At 54.3% G+C, this 18,870-nt stretch carries 16 protein-coding genes and 1 pseudogene; 11 read left to right on the top strand and 6 right to left on the bottom strand.

The window, feature by feature from the left end; all coding sequences use genetic code 11:
* Window positions 1-54: 54 nt before the first annotated feature.
* The gene (locus AB6T85_RS23040; protein WP_253459101.1) at window positions 55-957 is read right to left on the bottom strand and encodes an AraC family transcriptional regulator; all 903 of its coding nucleotides are present in this window, start codon (window positions 955-957) and stop codon (window positions 55-57) included.
* Window positions 958-1,630: 673 nt separating this feature from the next.
* Between AB6T85_RS23040 and AB6T85_RS23035 the strand changes: the two genes are divergently transcribed.
* From AB6T85_RS23035 to AB6T85_RS23020, 4 genes are read left to right on the top strand one after another with little or no spacing between them, the layout of a single operon-like run.
* Complete coding sequence (locus AB6T85_RS23035) at window positions 1,631-3,040, top strand: sugar porter family MFS transporter (RefSeq protein WP_369896956.1); 1,410 nt, start codon at window positions 1,631-1,633, stop codon at window positions 3,038-3,040.
* Window positions 3,041-3,056: 16 nt separating this feature from the next.
* On the top strand, window positions 3,057-4,067 hold the full coding sequence (locus tag AB6T85_RS23030) for a Gfo/Idh/MocA family protein (protein WP_253459107.1): 1,011 nt from the start codon (window positions 3,057-3,059) through the stop codon (window positions 4,065-4,067).
* A gap of 19 nt (window positions 4,068-4,086) precedes the next feature.
* On the top strand, window positions 4,087-4,521 hold the full coding sequence (locus tag AB6T85_RS23025; RefSeq protein ID WP_369896954.1) for a PTS mannitol transporter subunit IIA: 435 nt from the start codon (window positions 4,087-4,089) through the stop codon (window positions 4,519-4,521).
* 45 nt (window positions 4,522-4,566) lie between these two features.
* Entirely contained in the window at window positions 4,567-5,508 is a 942-nt protein-coding gene (locus AB6T85_RS23020; RefSeq protein ID WP_369896952.1) for a sugar phosphate isomerase/epimerase family protein, read from the top strand.
* 88 nt (window positions 5,509-5,596) lie between these two features.
* Here the strand turns inward: AB6T85_RS23020 and AB6T85_RS23015 are convergent, their stop codons facing one another.
* A complete protein-coding gene (locus AB6T85_RS23015; protein WP_253459116.1) occupies window positions 5,597-5,950 on the bottom strand; it encodes a KPN_00521 family repetitive protein in 354 nt (117 codons plus the stop codon).
* 257 nt (window positions 5,951-6,207) lie between these two features.
* Window positions 6,208-7,326: an ABC transporter ATP-binding protein gene (locus AB6T85_RS23010; RefSeq protein ID WP_253459119.1), complete on the bottom strand. Its 1,119-nt coding sequence runs from the start codon at window positions 7,324-7,326 to the stop codon at window positions 6,208-6,210.
* 327 nt (window positions 7,327-7,653) lie between these two features.
* On the opposite strand from AB6T85_RS23010, the gene AB6T85_RS23005 reads away from it, so the two are divergent.
* The 6 genes from AB6T85_RS23005 (at window position 7,654) to AB6T85_RS22980 (ending at window position 14,776) form a co-directional block, all read left to right on the top strand.
* Window positions 7,654-8,874 (top strand): extracellular solute-binding protein, encoded by a 1,221-nt coding sequence (locus AB6T85_RS23005; RefSeq protein ID WP_369896950.1) that lies wholly within the window; start codon window positions 7,654-7,656, stop codon window positions 8,872-8,874.
* Between the two features lie 72 nt (window positions 8,875-8,946).
* Window positions 8,947-10,224, top strand: a complete 1,278-nt coding sequence (locus AB6T85_RS23000; RefSeq protein ID WP_301289828.1) for a carbohydrate ABC transporter permease — start codon at window positions 8,947-8,949, stop codon at window positions 10,222-10,224.
* Window positions 10,225-10,234: 10 nt separating this feature from the next.
* Window positions 10,235-11,086 (top strand): sugar ABC transporter permease, encoded by an 852-nt coding sequence (locus AB6T85_RS22995; RefSeq protein ID WP_253459124.1) that lies wholly within the window; start codon window positions 10,235-10,237, stop codon window positions 11,084-11,086.
* A 3-nt stretch (window positions 11,087-11,089) separates the two neighbouring features.
* Complete coding sequence (locus AB6T85_RS22990) at window positions 11,090-12,283, top strand: glycoside hydrolase family 53 protein (RefSeq protein WP_253459126.1); 1,194 nt, start codon at window positions 11,090-11,092, stop codon at window positions 12,281-12,283.
* Window positions 12,284-12,330: 47 nt separating this feature from the next.
* Entirely contained in the window at window positions 12,331-14,391 is a 2,061-nt protein-coding gene (locus tag AB6T85_RS22985) for a beta-galactosidase (protein WP_369896946.1), read from the top strand.
* A 70-nt stretch (window positions 14,392-14,461) separates the two neighbouring features.
* Window positions 14,462-14,776 carry a PTS sugar transporter subunit IIB gene (locus tag AB6T85_RS22980; protein ID WP_253459130.1) on the top strand — a complete coding sequence of 105 codons (315 nt, stop codon included), beginning with the start codon at window positions 14,462-14,464 and terminating at the stop codon, window positions 14,774-14,776.
* Between the two features lie 84 nt (window positions 14,777-14,860).
* Here AB6T85_RS22980 and AB6T85_RS22975 read toward each other — a convergent pair whose 3' ends face one another.
* Complete coding sequence (locus AB6T85_RS22975; RefSeq protein ID WP_253459132.1) at window positions 14,861-16,123, bottom strand: maltoporin; 1,263 nt, start codon at window positions 16,121-16,123, stop codon at window positions 14,861-14,863.
* 262 nt (window positions 16,124-16,385) lie between these two features.
* Between AB6T85_RS22975 and AB6T85_RS22970 the strand changes: the two genes are divergently transcribed.
* Window positions 16,386-17,456: a LacI family DNA-binding transcriptional regulator gene (locus tag AB6T85_RS22970; protein WP_369896944.1), complete on the top strand. Its 1,071-nt coding sequence runs from the start codon at window positions 16,386-16,388 to the stop codon at window positions 17,454-17,456.
* Window positions 17,457-17,849: 393 nt separating this feature from the next.
* Here the strand turns inward: AB6T85_RS22970 and AB6T85_RS22965 are convergent, their stop codons facing one another.
* Both AB6T85_RS22965 and AB6T85_RS22960 read right to left on the bottom strand, forming a co-directional pair.
* The gene (locus tag AB6T85_RS22965; RefSeq protein WP_369896941.1) at window positions 17,850-18,320 is read right to left on the bottom strand and encodes a DUF943 family protein; all 471 of its coding nucleotides are present in this window, start codon (window positions 18,318-18,320) and stop codon (window positions 17,850-17,852) included.
* Window positions 18,304-18,870 (bottom strand): annotated as a pseudogene (locus tag AB6T85_RS22960) (YPO3983 family protein); the annotation flags it as partial. The gene AB6T85_RS22965 and the pseudogene AB6T85_RS22960, both read right to left, overlap by 17 nt.

The raw sequence follows: 18,870 nt of genomic DNA, 5'->3' as shown, positions 1-18,870 counted from the left end.
GCCAGTGAAAGGTTAGGAAAACCTTAAGGCCCTTAAGAAATCGCGTCCGGCGCGCTATGCGCTTGCTGACTGCTGGCCCGGCGTCGGCACATTTTTCAGCTCGCCAGTTAACCAGAACTTTTTATAGCGAGCGGGCGGGATGCCTACCAGATTATGAAAAATACGATGAAAGTTATTGACGTTGTCATAGCCTACCGCATTCGCCACTTCCGTTACGCCCAGTTCGGTGCTGAGTAATAAAGACTGCGCTTCGCCGATCCTGCGTCGGGTCTGATACTGTTTAGGCGAATAACCTGAAAAAGCTTTAAACAGATGCGCCAGATAAAAACGATTCATTTGCAGTTCGGCCGTAATTAAACGGAAATCAAGATTGTCTTTATAATGTTCGTCAATAAAATCTTTAATACGCTGGCCTGGCGACAGTGCGTCAGGATCGCTAACTTCGTTTTTCTCCGCCCAGATTGTCCGACAAATTAACAGCAGCGCCTGCAATAAGCTGTGGCCCGTTTCGCTGGCGTAGGGCTTTTTACTGTTGATATGTTGCCACATCTGTAAAAAGAGCTGGCGGATTTCGTCGTAATAAACGCCGCTCGGCATCATCGCCGTCTGACCGCGCGGCGTTAAATGATTTAGCGGCAGCCCGTGAATACTGAGCTGTTCTACGCCGCAGCTGAATAACATCAGGTCGTCCGTAGCGTGCGGGCATTCGTCATGCAGCACGCCTGCATTAAACAGCAGCAGATCGCCCTGTTTCGCCTGATACTGACGCCCGTCGATATGATAAGTGCCGCTGCCCTGCATAATAAACATCAGCTCAAACCGCTCTTGATGACGGTGCATCACGCGCGGCGTGGCGGCGCCAATGCCGTCGGCCCGGCACATAAACAGCAAACGCGGCCGCATGCCGTTTGCAAAGCCGCCCGTGGCGGAGCAGTCGTTCAGGCAAAATGTCAGCATAATTTCTCCCGTGGCGTTCATCACTATTCTTACATCAATAGTCGCTGGCTGTAATCATCAAAATTAGTTTTTATTTTTCTATAAACTGCTGATTGATAATGGATATAGAAAAATAGTCGGCCAGAAAATCTCTGTTTTTGCTTTATGCCGCCGCAATCAACCAGCAAAAACGGCTGCCGTTGCACCGGCCGAGTCTTTTTTGAGCACATTTTGAAATAAAAGGTTCAACCGCCATCCCGTCGGCAAAAAGGTAAATCCCCTTTTTCGCTATGGCTTTTTAATGTTGACCGACAGGACGAAAATCATCAAAACGGCAGAATGAAAGCCTGATTGCCGCCCCGGTTACCAGCGTAATTAATGCCGTAAGATATTATCTTCCTTGTTATTTTTAATAAAAGGAAGCGTAGAAATAATCTCTTCATTCTTGCTAAGTCAACGCGTTAAAATCAGTTTGTGATTGCTGTCACCCGCTATGGGAAAATTTAAGCGGAATATTGATCTCCACCACGGTATGAATTTTTCGTTATCTTTCTATATGGCCTTTTTCTTTCACTTCGGTATACCCTTTTCTCTGTCCGCTGTAGCCTGGGATTGTTTTTAAACGGCGGCAACAGCCATTAACGGTTTATAAAAAATGATGCAAGGCGTTCCTTAAAACCAGACGGAAAACCCTATGTATAATAAAAGCCACCTGCAAAATCCCGACCGAATGCGCTTTATTACGCTGGTCTCTACTATCGGCGGATTATGTTTCGGCTATGATACCGGCGTAATTTCCGGCGCATTAATTTTTATGAAATATGATTTTAATTTAACGCCGGTGCAGGAAGGTTTTATTACTTCCTTTTTGCTGTTCGGCGCGGCGTTGGGATCGCTGTTCGGCGGTTATTTATCCGATAAGCAGGGGCGGCGGAAAAACCTGCTGTGGGTCGCGGCGATATTTATTATTGGCGCGCTGGGCACGGCTTTCGCCTGGAATGTCCCTTCCATGATCGTCGCCCGCTTTGTCCTTGGCCTGGCCGTCGGCTGCGCTTCGGTAACCGTGCCTGTTTACATCACTGAACTGGCGCGGCCAGCCCGGCGCGAGCGACTGGTTACGGTCAATGAGCTGATGATCGTTACCGGCCAGTTCCTCGCCTACTCGATGAACGCCGGTATCGTTAATTTTTATCCCGATATGTCGCATAACTGGCGCATCATGCTGGCGATCCCGGCTATTCCCGGCGCACTGCTGTGGATCGGGATGCTGATGATGCCGGAATCACCGCGCTTTCTTCTGCGCCACGGCGAAACCGATAAAGCCATAAAGGTGCTGAAAACCATCCGTCTGCCGCAAGAGGTCGATCGTGAGGTCAAAGAGATACAGCGCATTCTCCAGATTGATACGGCACGGCTGAATATCTTTGCCGAGCTGAAAAAACCCTGGGTTATCCAGCTGATTCTGATTGGCCTGATGATCGTGCTGGCCACACGCGTGACGGGCGTCAATACCATCATGTATTACGCGCCGACAGTGCTGAAAGCTACTGGTCTGGGCGATGCGGCCGCGGTCACCGGCGCGGTGGCCAACGGCGTGGTCTCCATCCTCGCAACGCTGCTGGGCATGGTGCTGATTGGCAAACACTCGCGCAGAAAAATCTTTTTCACCGGGCAGGCTGGCGTCACCCTGAGCCTGGTGCTGATCGGACTCTCCTTTAAGCTTTTCTTCCATACCGAAATCCAAAACGGCGTGGAGAGTCTGCATGCCGATTTTGCGAGCGCAAGCTACATCATCCTGGGTCTGATGCTGCTGTTTCTGGTCTTTATGCAGGGCTGGATAGCGCCGGTTTTCTGGCTGATGCTGGCGGAAATCTATCCGCTGCGGATGCGCGGCCTTGGCATGGGTATCGCCGTGTTCGGCCTGTGGATCTTCGACTTTATTATCCAGTCCATCTTCCCGCTGCTGCTGCATCACTATGGCGGCGGCATGACCTTTGGCTTCTTCGCGGCGACCAATGTCGTGATGCTGATCCTGCTGGTTAAATTTCTGCCCGAAACGCGCGGGCTGACTTTAGAACAGATTGAAAATAAATTCCGCTTTTAAAAGTGAGGTAAACGCAATGCCAGTAAATATCGGACTCATTGGCCTGGGCATGATTGGCCGCGATCATCTGCAACGCTTCAGTACAGTAATTAATAACGCCAGAGTCACGGCGGTGTGCGATATCAATAGCGGCGTAGCGGATACGCTGGCGAAGCAGTACCAGGCCACCGCTTATTATGACGCTATTGAGATGATTCATTCAGAAAGCGTGGACGCCATTTTTATTTGTTCTGTCGGCCCTGTGCACAAGGAACAGATCCTGGCCGCCATCAAAGTCGGCAAGCCAATATTTTGCGAAAAGCCGCTGACGCCGACCGCTGAAGAATCGAAAGCCATTATCGATGCGGAAACGGCATACGGTAAACGATTGCTACAGCTGGGCTTTATGCGTCGCTTCGATCCCGGCTATATCGAACTGAAAAAGAGCATCGATGCCGGCGAGCTGGGCGATATCCTGCTGATGCACTGTGCGCACCGCAATCCTTCCGTACCGGAGAGCTATACGCTGGAAATGGCGATTAACGATTCAGCAACCCATGAAATCGACATCATCCGCTACCTGCTTAACGAAAACATTGTTTCGGTACGCGTCGATATACCGCGTAAAAAAACCAGCCGCGCGCTGCCGCATTTGCAGGATCCGCTGATGGTGATTTTTGAAACGGAATCGGGCGTGCGCATCGATGACGAACTGTTTGTTAACTGCAACTACGGTTACGACATCCAGTGTGAAGTTATCGGGGAAAATGCTATCGCCAGCCTGACAGAACAGGCGCTAACCGTGAAGCGATCCGTCAGCGGCGCCGGATACCCTATCGCCAAAACCTGTATGGAACGTTTTGCCACTGCCTACGATCGGGAGGTGCAGAACTTTATCGACAATATCAGCAGCGGCAGAGAGATGAGCGGGCCGTCTTGCTGGGACGGTTACGTCGTTGCGCTGGTGTGCGATGCGGGACTCGCTTCATTGCAGGATGGCTTAAAACACGAAGTCACCGTGCCGCCGCGTCCGGCGCTCTACCGCTAATCATTAACAGGAACCGACTATGCTGGCACTTTCGCAGGACGACCTTTTTCTCGACTGCCAGGCCTCGTCAAAAACAGAGGCGCTCCGTCAGGCAGCCGCAGCGCTGGAGCAGGGCGGCTACGTAAAGCATGGCTTTTTTGATGCCATGCTGGCGCGGGAAAGCAGCGTATCGACTTATCTGGGCGCGGGGATTGCTCTGCCACACTGCGCTAAAGAGCGCATCGATCTGGTGATTAAAACCGGCTTTCAGGTTTTTCAGTTTCCACAGGGCGTGAACTGGGGGAAGGGCAAGATCGCCTTTATCGTGGTAGCGGTAGCGGCGAAGCAAAACGAGCATATCCAGGTTATCGCCGATATCGCTGACCTGTTTAGCAACGAATGGAAAAGCACGCTGCTGGCGCAGGCAACCAGCAAAACCGATTTTATTACGCTGTTTGTAAAGCCGGAATTTTAAACAGGCCGACAGCGCAATCCAGACCTGATGAATTAAGGATCACCCATGAAACTTGCACTTTGTACGGACGTCCTGGCAAATTTGTCATTTGGCGAAATGCTGGATCGGGTAAAAAGCTACGGGATTTACGGCGTGGAGATGACGGCAGGCGGCTGGTCGCCCTGTCCGCATGTGCCAACCGATGAGCTGCTGGCCTCTGCGGAAAAGCTGGCCGCTTTCCGTCATGAACTGGAACGGCGCGATATGGAGATCGTGGCGCTGAACTGTTCAGGCAATCCGCTGGCGCCTGGCGAGCTGGGGGAAAGGCACAGCAACAGCAGCTACAAAACCATTGAGCTGGCGGCCAGGCTGGGCGTGAAAAAGATAGTGATGATGAGCGGCCTGCCGGGCGGCGGCCCGGAAGATAAAATCCCAAACTGGATCGCTTCGACCGTATCCTGGCCCGACTATATGCCTGGCGTGCTGGCTTACCAGTGGGAAGAGGTGGCTATTCCCTGGTGGAAAAAATTTGTGCAGCATGCGCGTCAACACGGTATAGAGAAAATTGCTATAGAAGCCTTTCCGAGCCAGCTGGTTTACAACGCGTCGACGCTGCTTAAGCTACGTAGTGCGGTAGATGAGATGATAGGGATCAACCTTGATCCTTCGCATCTGATCGCCATGGGTGCCGATCCGATCGCCGCCGCCAGAAAGCTGGAAGGCGCGGTGTTCCACGTGCACGGCAAAGATGCGCGCATTGAGCGCGGTCTGGCGGATATTGATGGACTGATGGAAACGCAGCCGGTAACGGAAACGAAATCCAGAACCTGGAACTATGTAGCGGTGGGCTGCGGGAAAGATTTACTGTGGTGGAAGGAGTTTTTCTCCGTGTTGCGGATGACCGGCTACAACGACTATGTCGCGCTGGAAATGGAAGATTTGACGATGAGCGTTGAGGCCGGGCTGCAAACGTCAATTGAGGCGCTGAATGCCAGCATCAGCCGCTAGCGTTCGCTCCCCATCGGTCTGTGAAACCCTGTAGAGCCATAAAAGAAAAGGCCGCATAAGCGGCCTTCAACTCGATCACGATAAGCGATTACTCAGTGACTTTCTTTTTCAGATCGCTGGCGCCTTCTTTGGTCTTATTCCAGCCTTTTTCAGTGCCTTCTTTGGTTGCATCCCAACCTTTTTCGGTACCTTCTTTGGTCTTATGCCAGGTTTTCTGCGTGCCTTCGCTGATTTTGCTGGTGGTGTCGTGGCTTTTGCCTTCCGCCGCGTGTTCAGACTTCAGCTTCAGCTCTTTGCCTTCATTCTGGGTCTGGTGCAGTTTCTCTTTTGCCGTGTTGGCGCCTTCGTTAGCGGCGGCTACGGTGTCGTCCGTTGCGTGTGTGGCGGCAAAAACAGGAGAAGCCAGCAGCAGGGCAGAAAGTGCAATAATCGTTTTTTTCATGATTTCCTCACCAAACATTGATCCGTTGTGTAGTTAAGCATGGCACGGCAAATGACGCCCCGCCTTAGGAATAACCTGTATTTGAGCATAGCTGAAGCGGGCGATTTTGCTGCTTTACCGGTGGAATGGCGGTTAAAAAGCGCTTACGCAGGGATAAACAGAAGGATTGCAGCAGCGAGAAAGCGGCGCCGGATACTGACGAACAAAAAAGTATCCGTCCGGCAGGGCCGAACGGAAAGAGGGCGGTATCATATCGATCAGGCGGCACGTACCTGCGGCATGGCGATATCGGCGCTGATGCGGGTTCCCTCGGCATCAAACACCATGCAGTGATGGGGGTAAAACCCAGGCTGTAGATGTTGATAAGGGCGGAAATGCACGTCGCCCGGCAGCAGCATCTTGAAGCCGTCGTGGCCGTGGCCCTGGCCAAACAGATAAGTATTGTTGCCAAGCCGTTCAACCACTTCGCAATGGAAATTGAGATGCAGCGGCGCGTCGCCGCCAATCTGCAGCTGCTCTGGACGAATGCCCAGCGTAATGGCGTCGCCCGGCTGCAGCTGGCGCACCGGCGGCGGCAGCTGTAGCGTATGCTCGCCCTCATTGATACTGGCGATCAGTCCGCCGGTGCCGCACTGCTGCACGCGCGCCGGCAGAAAATTCATTTTCGGCGAGCCGATAAAGCCCGCCACAAAGCGGTTTACCGGATTATAGTAGAGCGCCATCGGCGATCCGACCTGTTCCACCTTGCCGTAGTTCATTACCACGATCTTATCCGCCAGCGTCATCGCCTCGATCTGGTCGTGGGTGACATAGACCATGGTGGTTTTCAGTTCCTGATGCAGTTTGGCAATGTGCAGCCGCATATCGACGCGCAGTTCCGCGTCCAGGTTCGAGAGCGGCTCATCGAACATAAACACGCGTGGGTTGCGCACGATAGCGCGACCGATAGCGACGCGCTGGCGCTGCCCGCCGGAGAGCTGCTTCGGTTTACGGTCGAGAAGGTGGGCAAGCTGCAGCGTTTTCGACACCATCTCAACCTGATGCTGAACCTGCGCTTTCGGCACGCCGTTAACCTTCAGGCCGTAGCCGATATTCTCCGCCACCGTCATATGCGGATAGAGCGCATAGGACTGAAAGACCATCGCCACGCCGCGATGAGCGGGCGCAACGTCATTCATCACCTCATCGCCAATTAAAATCTCGCCGTCGCTGATCTCCTCCAGTCCGGCAATCAGCCGCAGCAGGGTGGATTTACCGCAGCCGGAAGGGCCGACAAAAACGGCAAACTCGCCCGCCTCAATATCAAGCTCGATATTTTTCAGCGTTTCTGTTTTTCCAAAGCGTTTGGTGACGTTTCTCAGTCTGATGCTGGACATGCGGATCCTCATGGCGAAAAGGTTTGGCTGTGGAAGTATGTAGTACGTATAACAATTACGAGCACTTCACGTCAGCCCTGATGGTGCCTGCTTTGACTATAACGCCGCCCTGATGCACGCCCTATCGCTGTTGTTGATTTCTGTAATACCGATCACACATTGATGCGAAGGGGCTGGAGCACGACGGAAGTTACGCGTAGCTTAAGCCCACAATGCGATACGTCGTTCCTGCTTTATAGATTGTGAAAGTCGAGTAAAACCGCGAACTGCGCACATGATTTCAGCATCTTTTAGTTTGAAATGTCATACCTTCACATGGGGTCTTTAATGAGAATCAAAACTGGCGTTACGCTTCTTCTGTCAGCCCTGATGCTGAATCAGGCGGCCTGGGCCGCACCACAGCTCACCGTCTGGGAAGATATTAAAAAATCGGACGGCATCAAAACGGCGATCGTCGATTTTCAAAAGCAATTTAACGTTGAGGTGAAGGTGCAGGAAATGCCGTTCGCCCAGCAGATCGAAAAATTACGGCTTGATGGCCCGGCCGGCATCGGCCCGGACGTGCTGGTGATCCCTAACGATCAGCTTGGCAGCGCGGTAGTGCAGGGGCTGCTGGCACCGCTGAACGTCGCGGCGGCAGAGCAGGCGGCCTACACGCCATCGGCCATGGCGGCATTTGTGCACGATAAGGTGGTTTACGGCATCCCGAAGGCGGTGGAAACGCTGGTGCTGATTTACAACAAGGATCTGCTGCCGTCACCGCTGAAATCGCTGGATGAATATCGCGCTTTCTCTCAGAAGCAGCGCGCGGCGCAGCAATACGGCCTGCTGGCGAAGTTCGACCAGCTTTACTACAGCTGGGGCGTTATGTCGCCAATGGGCGCTTACATCTTTGGCAAAGACGGCAAGGGCGCGCTCGCGACCCAGGATATCGGGTTAAACACGCCCGGCAGCGTTGAAGCAGTTACTTACCTCAAGCGCTTCTTCAGCGAAGGACTGTTGCCGAGCGGCATTATGGGCGACAACGGCCTGAATGCTATCGACTCACTGTTTACCGAGAAAAAAGCCGCGGCGGTTATCAACGGGCCGTGGGCCTTCCAGCCCTATCAGGCGGCGGGCATCAACTATGGCGTAACGCCGCTGCCGCTGCTGCCCAACGGCAAGCCGATGAGCTCGTTCCTGGGCGTAAAAGGCTATGTGGTGTCGACCTGGAGTAAAGATCGGGCGCTGGCGCAGAAGTTCATCACTTTTATCAACCAGCCGCAGTATGCGAAAGAACGCTATCAGAAGACGCAGGAGATCCCGCCGGTGACCGCGCTGATGAACGATCCGATCATCAAAAACGATGAGAAAGCGAATGCGGTAGCGGTGCAGGCGACCCGCGCCTCCGCGATGCCGGGCGTGCCGGAGATGCAGGAAGTCTGGGGCCCGGCCAATGCCGCGCTGGAGCTGAGCGTTTCCGGCAAGCAGGAACCGAAGGCCGCGCTGGATAACGCCGTGAAGCAAATTTCAATGCAGATCGAAGCGATGCAGGCCAGTAACCAGTAATGCAGGTTCGCGGGGCAACCCGCACAGGATAAGGATCCGGGTGTGACTATTTCTTCCGATGAAAAGCTGGCGATGCCTAAGCGTCCGCGCCGCCATGCGACGACCGGCGCGCTGCTGGCGCTGCTGCCTGGCTGCGGCCAGTTTTACCACCGCCAGTGGGCCAAAGGGCTCTGCTTTCTGGTTTTGCTGTGCAGCTTTACCGGCGTCTTCCACGATTTTCTCCGCGAGGGGCTGTGGGGGCTTTATACGCTGGGCGAAGAGGTGCCGCGCGATAACTCGATCTTTCTGCTGGCGGAGGGCATTATCAGCGTGCTTATCGTTGCCTTTGGGGTGGCGATTTGGGCGCTGTCGGTGCGCGATGCCTGGCTTAACGGCGCAAAGCGCGATAACCATCAGCCGCTGAACAGCGTGCGCCAGCAGTATCAGCTGCTGCTGCGTGACGGCTTTCCCTACCTGATGATTTCGCCCGGCTTTATCCTGCTGGTGTTTGTGGTGGTGTTTCCGATCCTGTTTGGTTTCGCCATCGCCTTCACCAACTATAACCTCTATCACACGCCGCCGGCGAAGCTGGTGGACTGGGTCGGCTTCAAAAACTTCGTTAATATTTTCACCCTGTCGATCTGGCGCTCCACTTTCCTGGACGTGCTGCAGTGGACGGTGGTGTGGACGCTGCTGGCCACCACGCTACAGTGTAGCGTCGGCGTCATGCTGGCGATCCTGGTCAACCAGAAAGACCTGCGCTTTAAACCGCTTATCCGCACTATTTTTATCCTGCCGTGGGCGGTGCCGGGCTTTGTCACTATTTTGGTGTTTGCCGGTATGTTCAACGACAGCTTTGGCGTGATCAACAATGCCATTCTCCATTTCTTTGGGATTGCGCCGAAGGCGTGGATGACCGATCCCTTCTGGAGTAAAACCGCGCTGATCCTGATGCAGACCTGGCTCGGCTTTCCGTTTGTCTTCGCCATGACCACCGGCGTATTGCAGGCGATCCCCGACGATCTCTACGAGGCGGCGATCATGGACGGCGCCAGCGCGTGGACGCGGCTGAAAACCATCACGCTGCCGCTGGTGCTCTACGCTATTGCGCCGATCATCATCACCCAGTACACCTTCAATTTTAATAATTTCAACATTATCTACCTGTTTAATAACGGCGGGCCGGCGGTAGCGGGATCGAACGCCGGCGGGACCGATATCCTGGTGTCATGGATCTACAAGCTCACCATGTCGTCGTCGCAGTACGCTATCGCCGCCACCATCACTATTTTGCTGTCGATTTTCGTGGTGGGTCTTGCGCTGTGGCAGTTCCGCGCAACCCGATCGTTTAAACAAGATGAGATGGCGTAAGGAAGCAATTATGGCGAAGTCCGTGAGTATTAAACGCGAAAAATGGGTGCGCCTGTCGTTGACCTGGCTGGTGGTGTTAGCGGTCTCGACCATTATTATTTATCCGCTGATCTGGACGGTAGGCGCGTCGCTGAACGCCGGCAATAGCCTGCTCAGCAGCTCGATTATCCCGGAAAACGCCTCGTTGCAGCACTATCGCAACCTGTTCAACGGCACCGTGCCTTACCTGACCTGGTACTGGAACTCGATGAAAATCAGCTTCCTGACCATGGTGTTGACCCTGCTCAGCGTCAGCTGTACGGCCTATGCCTTTTCGCGCTTTCGCTTCAAAGGACGGCAAAACGGGCTGATGCTGTTTCTGCTGCTGCAGATGATCCCGCAATTTTCCGCGCTAATCGCTATTTTCGTGCTGTCGCAGCTGCTGGGGCTGATTAACAGCCATATTGCGCTGGTGCTGATATACGTGGGCGGCATGATCCCGATGAACACTTATCTGATGAAGGGCTATCTCGATTCTATCCCTAAAGATCTGGATGAATCGGCACGCATGGACGGCGCGGGCAACTTCCGTATCTTTGTGGAGATTATTATGCCGCTGTCGAAGCCGATCCTGGCGGTGGTGGCGCTGTTCTCCTTCACCGGGCCGCTGGGCGATTTTATTCTGTCCAGCACCATCCTGCGTACCCCCGAGCAATTTACGCTGCCGATTGGCCTTTATAACCTGGTGTCGCAAAAGATGGGCGCCAGCTACACCACCTATGCGGCTGGCGCGGTGCTGATTGCGCTGCCGGTCGCCGTCTTTTATCTGGCACTGCAGAAATACTTCGTCTCTGGCCTGACCTCAGGCGGCACCAAAGGATAAATCATGACACCAAAAACCTTACTTCTCGCCCTGGCGCTGGCCTGGGCGACACCGCTGCTCGCCGCCGATCCGGCACCTGTCGCCTCCGCCGGGCCGTGGCCAGCGGATTTTGTGAAGGGTGCGGATATCTCTTCACTGGCGGAACTGGAGCGACAGGGCGCGAAATTCTATAACGCGGCCAATCAGCAGCAGGATGCCATCGCCATCCTGAAAGCCAACGGCATCAATACCGTTCGTCTACGGCTGTGGGTCGATCCCCGCGACGGCAGCGGCCATACCTACGGCGGCGGCGGTAACGATCTGCCGACCACATTGGCGCTGGCAAAACGCGTAAAAGCCGCGGGCCTGAAGCTGCTGCTCGACATCCATTACAGCGACTTCTGGACCGATCCCGGCAAGCAGTTCAAGCCAAAAGCCTGGCAGTCGTTGCCTTTCCCGCAGCTGGAAACTGCGGTGCATGACTATACGCGCGACGCCATCGCCCGCTTTAAGGCGGAAGGCGTAATGCCGGATATCGTGCAGATCGGCAACGAGCTGAACGGCGGCATGCTCTGGCCGGAGGGCAAAAGCTGGGGGCAGAACGGCGGCGAGTTCGATCGGCTGGCGGCCCTGCTGAAAGCGGGCATCAGCGGCCTGCGCGAAAACCTCAGCGATCCGCAGCAGGTGAAGATCATGCTGCATCTGGCCGAAGGCACCAAAAACGACATGTTCCGCTGGTGGTTTGATGAAATCGTCAAGCGCCAGGTGCCGTTCGATATTATCGGCCTGTCGATGTACACCTACTGGAACGGCCCGATTAGCGCGCTGAAAGCCAATATGGACGACATCAGCCAGCGCTATAACAAAGACGTAATGGTGGTGGAGGCCGCCTATGGCTACACGCTGGAAAACTGCGATAGCGCCGAAAACAGCTTCCAGGCTAAAGAGGAACAGGCGGGCGGCTATCCCGGCACGGTGGCCGGTCAGGCGGCCTGGCTGCACGATCTAATCAAAGCGGTGCTGGCGGTGCCGAACCATCGCGGCAAAGGCGTGGTGTACTGGGAGCCGGCCTGGATCCCGGCGCCGGGCAATACCTGGGCGACGCCAGCCGGGATGAAGTATATCCACGACGAGTGGAAACAGGGTAACGCCCGCGAAAATCAGGCGTTGTTTGACTGTCACGGCAAGGCGCTGCCTTCGCTACAGGTTTTTCATTAATCCATTGGCGCTATCGCTGATATTTCTGACACCTCAAAGGAACAGGTATGAATAAATTTCCCCCGCTCAGCGCCAGGGTCAACGCGCTGCTGCACGGCGCTGACTACAACCCGGAACAGTGGGCTCACCAGCCGGGTATCATTGATGATGATGTAGCGATGATGAAGCAGGCACGCTGTAACGTGATGTCCGTCGGCATTTTCAGCTGGGCGAAGCTGGAGCCGGAGGAGGGACGCTACGATTTCGCCTGGCTGGACAACGTGCTGGACAAGCTGCACCAGCAGGACATCTCGGTGTTCCTCGCCACGCCCAGCGGCGCGCGTCCGGCCTGGATGTCGCAGAAATACCCGCAGGTGCTGCGTGTTGGACGCGATCGCGTACCCGCGCTGCATGGCGGCCGACATAACCACTGTATGACCTCGCCGGTTTACCGCCAGAAAGTGCGGGCGATGAATGAACAGCTGGCCGCGCGTTATGCGCACCATCCGGCGGTGATAGGCTGGCACATTTCCAATGAGTACGGCGGCGAATGCCATTGCGATCGCTGCCAGGAAGCTTTTCGCGGCTGGCTGCAGCACCGTTACGAAACGCTGGAAAATCTTAATCACGCCTGGTGGAGCGATTTCTGGAGCCACACCTACAGCGACTGGTCGCAGGTTGTCTCGCCGGCTCCGCAGGGCGAAGTCTCGATCCATGGCCTGAACCTCGACTGGCGGCGGTTTATGACCGATCAGGTCACCGACTTCTGTCGTGAAGAGATCAAACCGCTGAAGGCGGCGAACCCGGCGCTACCGGCAACCACCAACTTTATGGAGTACTTTTACGATTACGACTACTGGAAGCTGGCGCAGGCGCTTGATTTCATCTCATGGGACAGCTATCCCATGTGGCACAACGACAAGGATGAAACCGCGCTCGCCTGCTATACCGCGATGTATCACGACCTGATGCGTACTCTGAAGCAGGGCAAACCCTTTGTGCTGATGGAGTCGACGCCGAGCGCCACCAACTGGCAGCCAACCAGCAAGCTTAAAAAGCCGGGTATGCATATCCTTTCCTCGCTCCAGGCGGTGGCGCATGGCGCGGACTCGGTGCAGTACTTTCAGTGGCGCAAAAGCCGCGGTTCGGTTGAAAAATTCCATGGCGCAGTGATCGACCACGTCGGCCATCTCGATACCCGCACCGGGCGTGAAGTCAGCGAGCTGGGCCGGATGCTGGCGGCGATGACGCCGGTAGTCGGCAGCCGGACTGAAGCCAAAGTGGCGATCGTCTTTGACTGGGAAAGCCGCTGGGCAATGGACAATGCCCAGGGGCCGCGCAATCTGGGCCTGCATTATGAGCGCACCGTCAACGAACACTATCGCGCGTTCTGGGAGCAGGGCGTGGCGGTGGATGTGATTAACGGCGACAGCGATTTCAGCGGCTATGCGCTGGTGATAGCGCCCATGCTCTATATGGTGCGCGACGGCTTTGCCGGGCGTGTGCAGCAGCATCTGGAGCAGGGCGGCCACTTTGTTGCCAGCTACTGGAGCGGCATCGTCAATGAAAGCGATCTCTGCTATCCCGGCGGATTTCCAGGCCCGCTGCGGCCGCTGCTGGGTATCTGGGCGGAAGAGATCGATAGCCTGACGGATGAAGAGTTCAACGGCGTGCGCGGCGTGCGCGGCAACGAGCTTGGCCTGAGCGGGCCTTATCAGGCACGCGAGCTTTGCGAGCATATCCATCTGGAAGGCGCTACGGCGCTGGCCAGCTATGAGAGCGACTTCTACGCCGGTACGCCTGCTGTCACCGTTAACCGCGTTGGCCAGGGCAAAGCCTGGTATATCGCATCGCGTAACGATCTGGCGTTCCATCGTGACTTCTACGGCGCGCTGATTAAACAGCTGGCGCTGCCGCGCGCGCTGGCGATCGATCTGCCGCCAGGCGTCACGGCCCAGCGGCGCACCGATGGCGAACGTGCCTTTATCTTTCTGCAGAATTTTAGCGGCCAAACGCATCATCTACAGCTACCGGCGGGGCTTGAGGATTTAATTGACGGCACGCCGCTGGCCGGGCCGCTGACGCTGGTGCCGTGGGGCTGCCGCGTTTTGTGCGCGCCGCTGGCTTGATGGAGCGGTAAGCGTTGTCAGTAAGACGGCGGGCAGCAGCCCGCCTTTTTTTTCTCTGAAGGAGAGCAGCATGGTGAGTCTGAAATCGTTTAAACACTACTTCAGTCGACAGGCATTGCCGACTGAGGCCGCCCCGGCCGACAGCGCTTTGCTGGATCGGCTGATGAACTGCTTTGGCGGGCGCGACAATATCCGGCAGGTAGACGCCTGTTTAACGCGGCTACGCGTAACGGTGAAATCACTGGCGGTGGTAGATTCTGCGGGGTTGCAGGAGGCGGGAGCGATTGGCGTGGTTATTCTTGGGCATGAAGTTCATGCGATTTTCGGTACGCAGTCCGATCGTCTGCGTCAGCTGCTGGAGGCGCGCTTCTTTCAGCCGGGATAAAAAAAAAGGATAACCGGCGACGGTTATCCAAAATAAGCCTCTGTATAAGAGGCTAATAATAATGACAATGAGGATAGTGCGCGTTTACCACCAGGCTTCGACCTGCACGCCGAAGTTCCAGGTATCGTTACTGGTGTTGTCCTGGAAGCTGTGGCCGTTTTCAGAGTCATTCAGGTAAGAGGCAAACACGCGCAGTTCAGGGCGCGACATAAACTCCGAACCGGCGGCCAGCGCTAAAGCCAGGGTGTATTTCTGTCCGGCCTGTTTGTAGTCGCCACCGACTTTATTCTCATCTTTCTGCCAGAAACTGCCCACTTCACCGATGCCGCGCACATACTGCGTAAACTGGTACTGACCACGGCCCACCAGCGACAGCAGCGTACTTTTATTGGTCAGGGCGGTAACGTCATCGGCCGATCCCCAGGTGAAGACCTGATTCAGCGAAAACTTATCGGTGATCGGCAGCAGGCCGGTGTTGATCACGCGGTAGCCTTTGGCATTGCTGGTGTCGTTCCACATGTCATACCAGCCGCCGCCCTGGGAGATCATGTTTTGCGCCAGCCCTTTATCCGCATATTGCAGCACCAGTTTCTGATAGCCGCCCCAGAGATCCTGACTGATTTCGCCTGTTACCATCACGCCGTTTTCAGCATCGTACAGGCCGCCATACTCTTCCTGTTTTTTGGTGGTGTTAGGAATGGCGTAATCAATACCAAACTCGGTCCACGCGCCGCTCCAGGGTTTCCAGCCGGCATAACGAAGATCGAGGTAGTTAATATTTACGTCGTTGTCGTCATCCACGCGGTAGTCCACGTCATTGGCATCGCCACGGATCCAGGCGAAGGAGATGGCGCCGGGGCCGAGCGTATAGTTTTCAATACCGGCGCCGGAACCGGAAATATTCCAGTATTTGGTATCGATGATATGTAAATCGTGGCGCTGGTAATAGCGTTTACCGCCCCAGATCACCGCATTTTTGTCGCCAGGCATCAGCCCCTTGATCTGCAGATTAAGCTGACGCAGGCCAAACTGCGCATCGTCGCCGAAAGTGGTTTCGTTGTCGTTGGAGCCGTCGGAAAACATGCTGACCATGGTGTCGACGTAGAAGCTGACGTCATCCTGTTTATAGACTTCGCTGCCCAGTTCAACCTCGCCATAGGTATCCGCTTCGTTGCCCAGACGGCCAATCTTGTTTTTCTGCCACTCTTCCATGCCGCCATCCTGAGACACGCCTACGCCACCGCGCAGGTAGCCATGGAAATCAATGTTGTCGATCGCCGCATAAAGTGTAGGGGAGGTCAGGACTGCAGCGAGCGCCACAGCAGCAGTGCGAAGCCTTGTATTCATGTTACCCTCAGTTTAATTGTAATACGTTCACATACGGCGGCAGTAAACGCCTTTCCCCCAGAGGGTGACAATTCAAATCGCAATAATATGTGACATACTGCAAATAAAAGGGCGCATTTTGTAACGATTGGTGAAACAGATCACTTAATCCTGTATGTGAAGGTATAACTTTTTTGTTGTTTTATTGCAGTGTGATAACGGTAACCTGACCTGAAGTTACGTTATGATACTATTCCGCCACTGGTTAACAGGGATGCGAGTTATGAAATCAAAAAATGCCACCTTAGAGGACGTTGCCCGCCATGCTGGCGTGTCGTATCAGACGGTTTCGCGGGTTTTGAATAAGTCGGCAAACGTCTCGGAAGCAACGCGGCGCAAGGTGGAGGCCGCCATTGAAACTCTGCGCTACGTGCCTAACAGACTGGCGCAGCAGCTGGTCGGTAAGCAAAGCACGACGCTGGGACTGGTGACCACCTCGCTGGCGCTGCACGCGCCTTCACAGGTGGCCGCGGCGGTAAAACGCTACGCCAATGCCGCTGACTATCAGGTGCTGATCGCCATGATTGATGAGAACGTCAATCAAAGTTTGCAGGATTGTATCAATGAGCTGAAGTCGCAGCGGGTGGATAAGGTCATTATCAACGTGCCGCTGGAGAGCGAAGATGCCGAGCGGATCGTGCTGGAGAACGAAGATATCCTGTGCCTGTTTCTGGATGTCGATCCCTACACGTCGGTGTTTAACGTTTCGTTTAACCCGGCGGACGGCACCCGCGCCAGCATCAAATATCTTTATGAGCAGGGGCACCGTGATTTTGCGTTGCTGGCCGGGCCTGAACAGTCGGTTTCCGCCAGGCTGCGTCTGAAAAGCTGGCTGGAGACGCTGGCCAGCTATGGCCTGGAGCCGGTCAGCATCCGCCACGGTAACTGGGACGCGCAGAGCGGCTATAACGGCATCCTGCAGCTGCTGCGTGAAGCGCCTGACTTCAGCGCGCTGCTGGTAGGCAACGATCAGATGGCGCTCGGCGTGTTAAGCGCGCTTCATCAGCGCGGCGTGGCGGTACCCGGACAGATTTCCGTTATTGGCTACGATGACACTTATGAAAGCGCGTTTTTCCATCCGGCTCTGACCACGGTTTCGTTGGATCTTGACCTACAGGGAAAAGAAGCGGTAGCGCGTATTCTGTTGGCCAGCGATCTAGATCGGCAACGCTCGTCATCAATCCTGCCGGCGAAGCTGGTGGTGCGCAGCTCTACCGGTGCGGCCAATCAAAAGCAGCAAAATTTAAAGCAGCTTGCCGAACAGCTGCGCCTGATTGCCAGCCAGCTGGAGTAGGTAACCGGCGAGTGGATCCTGCCAGAACGCGCTGCTGAAAGTAGGCCTGGTGTAATTCGGGCCTTAGCGAAGCTGGCTGATGGATAAGCGCAAAGCCCTTTTCGCGCGCTTTTTAATGGCGGGGCGAATGAGCGAAACCGCCGGATTTTACTGTCGCTGGATTTAACAGGTCACTCAAGGCTGTCGTCATGGTAGAGAATGCAATCATACCCGGCGCATATCAAAACAGGGCGTTCATGTCGGGGAAAGGCGCAATATCAGTGAGGCGGCGGCAAGGCATTGCCGCTTTTCTCCGTCTGGATAGACTCCTGAGTATTTGCTACTTCCGCTTTGCTGGTGCAAGCCGGGCAGGGCGAATGATTTTATTGCTGCCTCTACGCGAGAGAGGCAGACCTAATCAGATGTAACTTTTATAATGTCGCCATTAAGGTCTAAGCGATAATTATCGCCATCATACACAGTGAACATTAAACCCATATTTCTACTTTTATCTACAGAAAAGATAGCGTCCTTTTCGATGCAGTTTATTTTTGTTTTTATATCATTAAAACAGAGTCTGTCATATTTTCCTTCTTCCTTATACCCTTTCCCAAACAACCAGAAGGTGACATAAAAATAGCCATTTGAATCAGGTTTTGGAATGGCATATTTATCTTTTAACATATTCTGGTTTTTTAACCACCATTTAATTTTCCCTTTATCAGTCGGTGGAAAACTAGTGACCAGCACATCACTGAAACCACTACTTCTGTGATGAATAGCGACAATCTCTACTGGACGCAGAGACAACCAAAACCAGTAGACAAGCAGCACCAAGCCAGCCAGAAAGAGCGAAGCTATAGCTCTCCTATTTTTCACTCTCATTTGTGAGCTCCCTTAATTTCTATGATGGCTTCCATGTTGGTCATAAAGGGCTTGAAGCCAAACTGATTGTATCGCTGGAGCACGAACCAGATACGGAAAAAATGGAACTGGCTGAATTTTTTCTTCAGTATATCGTCACTGTCGAGGCCAAAGTGATCCTGAACTTTGTAATGCACCACTGCGCGAAAGTGATCGTTATAGATATGCAGTGATTTTATGGTGATACGCGTTGCCCAGGTATCATGAACAGTGATACCCATGCCATTAAAATCATCCTGGAAACGGTCAAATTTAGGGAGTTTCCCGCCGAGGATTATTTCTTTTAATTTATCCTTTTCTTTTGCTGGGTAATGTTTTTTATGCCAATCAATATTTTTTTTAATAACTTCATGCAGTCTTAGGCGAGTGCTATTTTTTTGATTTGTCATTAAGAATATGCTCCTTTAAAGCTGTGTCCAGTGACATATCATGAAAAGGCGTACCGTTGCCGTTTTGCATATGGATGATCATCTTTTCGATCAGGTGGCTGTACGGCCCATAAATGGAAAAA

This window comes from Erwinia aeris, assembly GCF_041224955.1.
Lineage (GTDB): Bacteria > Pseudomonadota > Gammaproteobacteria > Enterobacterales > Enterobacteriaceae > Erwinia > Erwinia aeris.
This window is presented reverse-complemented; position numbering and strand designations above follow the sequence as displayed.

What these genes read in the sequence shown, in the direction of transcription:
- AB6T85_RS23025 (WP_369896954.1), top strand. Translation starts at nt 4,087, where the DNA reads ATGCTGGCACTTTCGCAGGACGACCTTTTTCTCGACTGCCAGGCCTCG.
- AB6T85_RS23035 (WP_369896956.1), top strand. Translation starts at nt 1,631, where the DNA reads ATGTATAATAAAAGCCACCTGCAAAATCCCGACCGAATGCGCTTTATT.
- AB6T85_RS23015 (WP_253459116.1), bottom strand. Translation starts at nt 5,950, where the DNA reads ATGAAAAAAACGATTATTGCACTTTCTGCCCTGCTGCTGGCTTCTCCT.
- AB6T85_RS22975 (WP_253459132.1), bottom strand. Translation starts at nt 16,123, where the DNA reads ATGAATACAAGGCTTCGCACTGCTGCTGTGGCGCTCGCTGCAGTCCTG.
- AB6T85_RS23010 (WP_253459119.1), bottom strand. Translation starts at nt 7,326, where the DNA reads ATGTCCAGCATCAGACTGAGAAACGTCACCAAACGCTTTGGAAAAACA.
- AB6T85_RS23000 (WP_301289828.1), top strand. Translation starts at nt 8,947, where the DNA reads ATGCCTAAGCGTCCGCGCCGCCATGCGACGACCGGCGCGCTGCTGGCG.
- AB6T85_RS22990 (WP_253459126.1), top strand. Translation starts at nt 11,090, where the DNA reads ATGACACCAAAAACCTTACTTCTCGCCCTGGCGCTGGCCTGGGCGACA.
- AB6T85_RS23030 (WP_253459107.1), top strand. Translation starts at nt 3,057, where the DNA reads ATGCCAGTAAATATCGGACTCATTGGCCTGGGCATGATTGGCCGCGAT.
- AB6T85_RS23020 (WP_369896952.1), top strand. Translation starts at nt 4,567, where the DNA reads ATGAAACTTGCACTTTGTACGGACGTCCTGGCAAATTTGTCATTTGGC.
- AB6T85_RS22965 (WP_369896941.1), bottom strand. Translation starts at nt 18,320, where the DNA reads ATGAGAGTGAAAAATAGGAGAGCTATAGCTTCGCTCTTTCTGGCTGGC.
- AB6T85_RS23005 (WP_369896950.1), top strand. Translation starts at nt 7,654, where the DNA reads ATGAGAATCAAAACTGGCGTTACGCTTCTTCTGTCAGCCCTGATGCTG.
- AB6T85_RS22980 (WP_253459130.1), top strand. Translation starts at nt 14,462, where the DNA reads ATGGTGAGTCTGAAATCGTTTAAACACTACTTCAGTCGACAGGCATTG.
- AB6T85_RS22970 (WP_369896944.1), top strand. Translation starts at nt 16,386, where the DNA reads ATGAAATCAAAAAATGCCACCTTAGAGGACGTTGCCCGCCATGCTGGC.
- AB6T85_RS22985 (WP_369896946.1), top strand. Translation starts at nt 12,331, where the DNA reads ATGAATAAATTTCCCCCGCTCAGCGCCAGGGTCAACGCGCTGCTGCAC.
- AB6T85_RS22995 (WP_253459124.1), top strand. Translation starts at nt 10,235, where the DNA reads ATGGCGAAGTCCGTGAGTATTAAACGCGAAAAATGGGTGCGCCTGTCG.
- AB6T85_RS23040 (WP_253459101.1), bottom strand. Translation starts at nt 957, where the DNA reads ATGCTGACATTTTGCCTGAACGACTGCTCCGCCACGGGCGGCTTTGCA.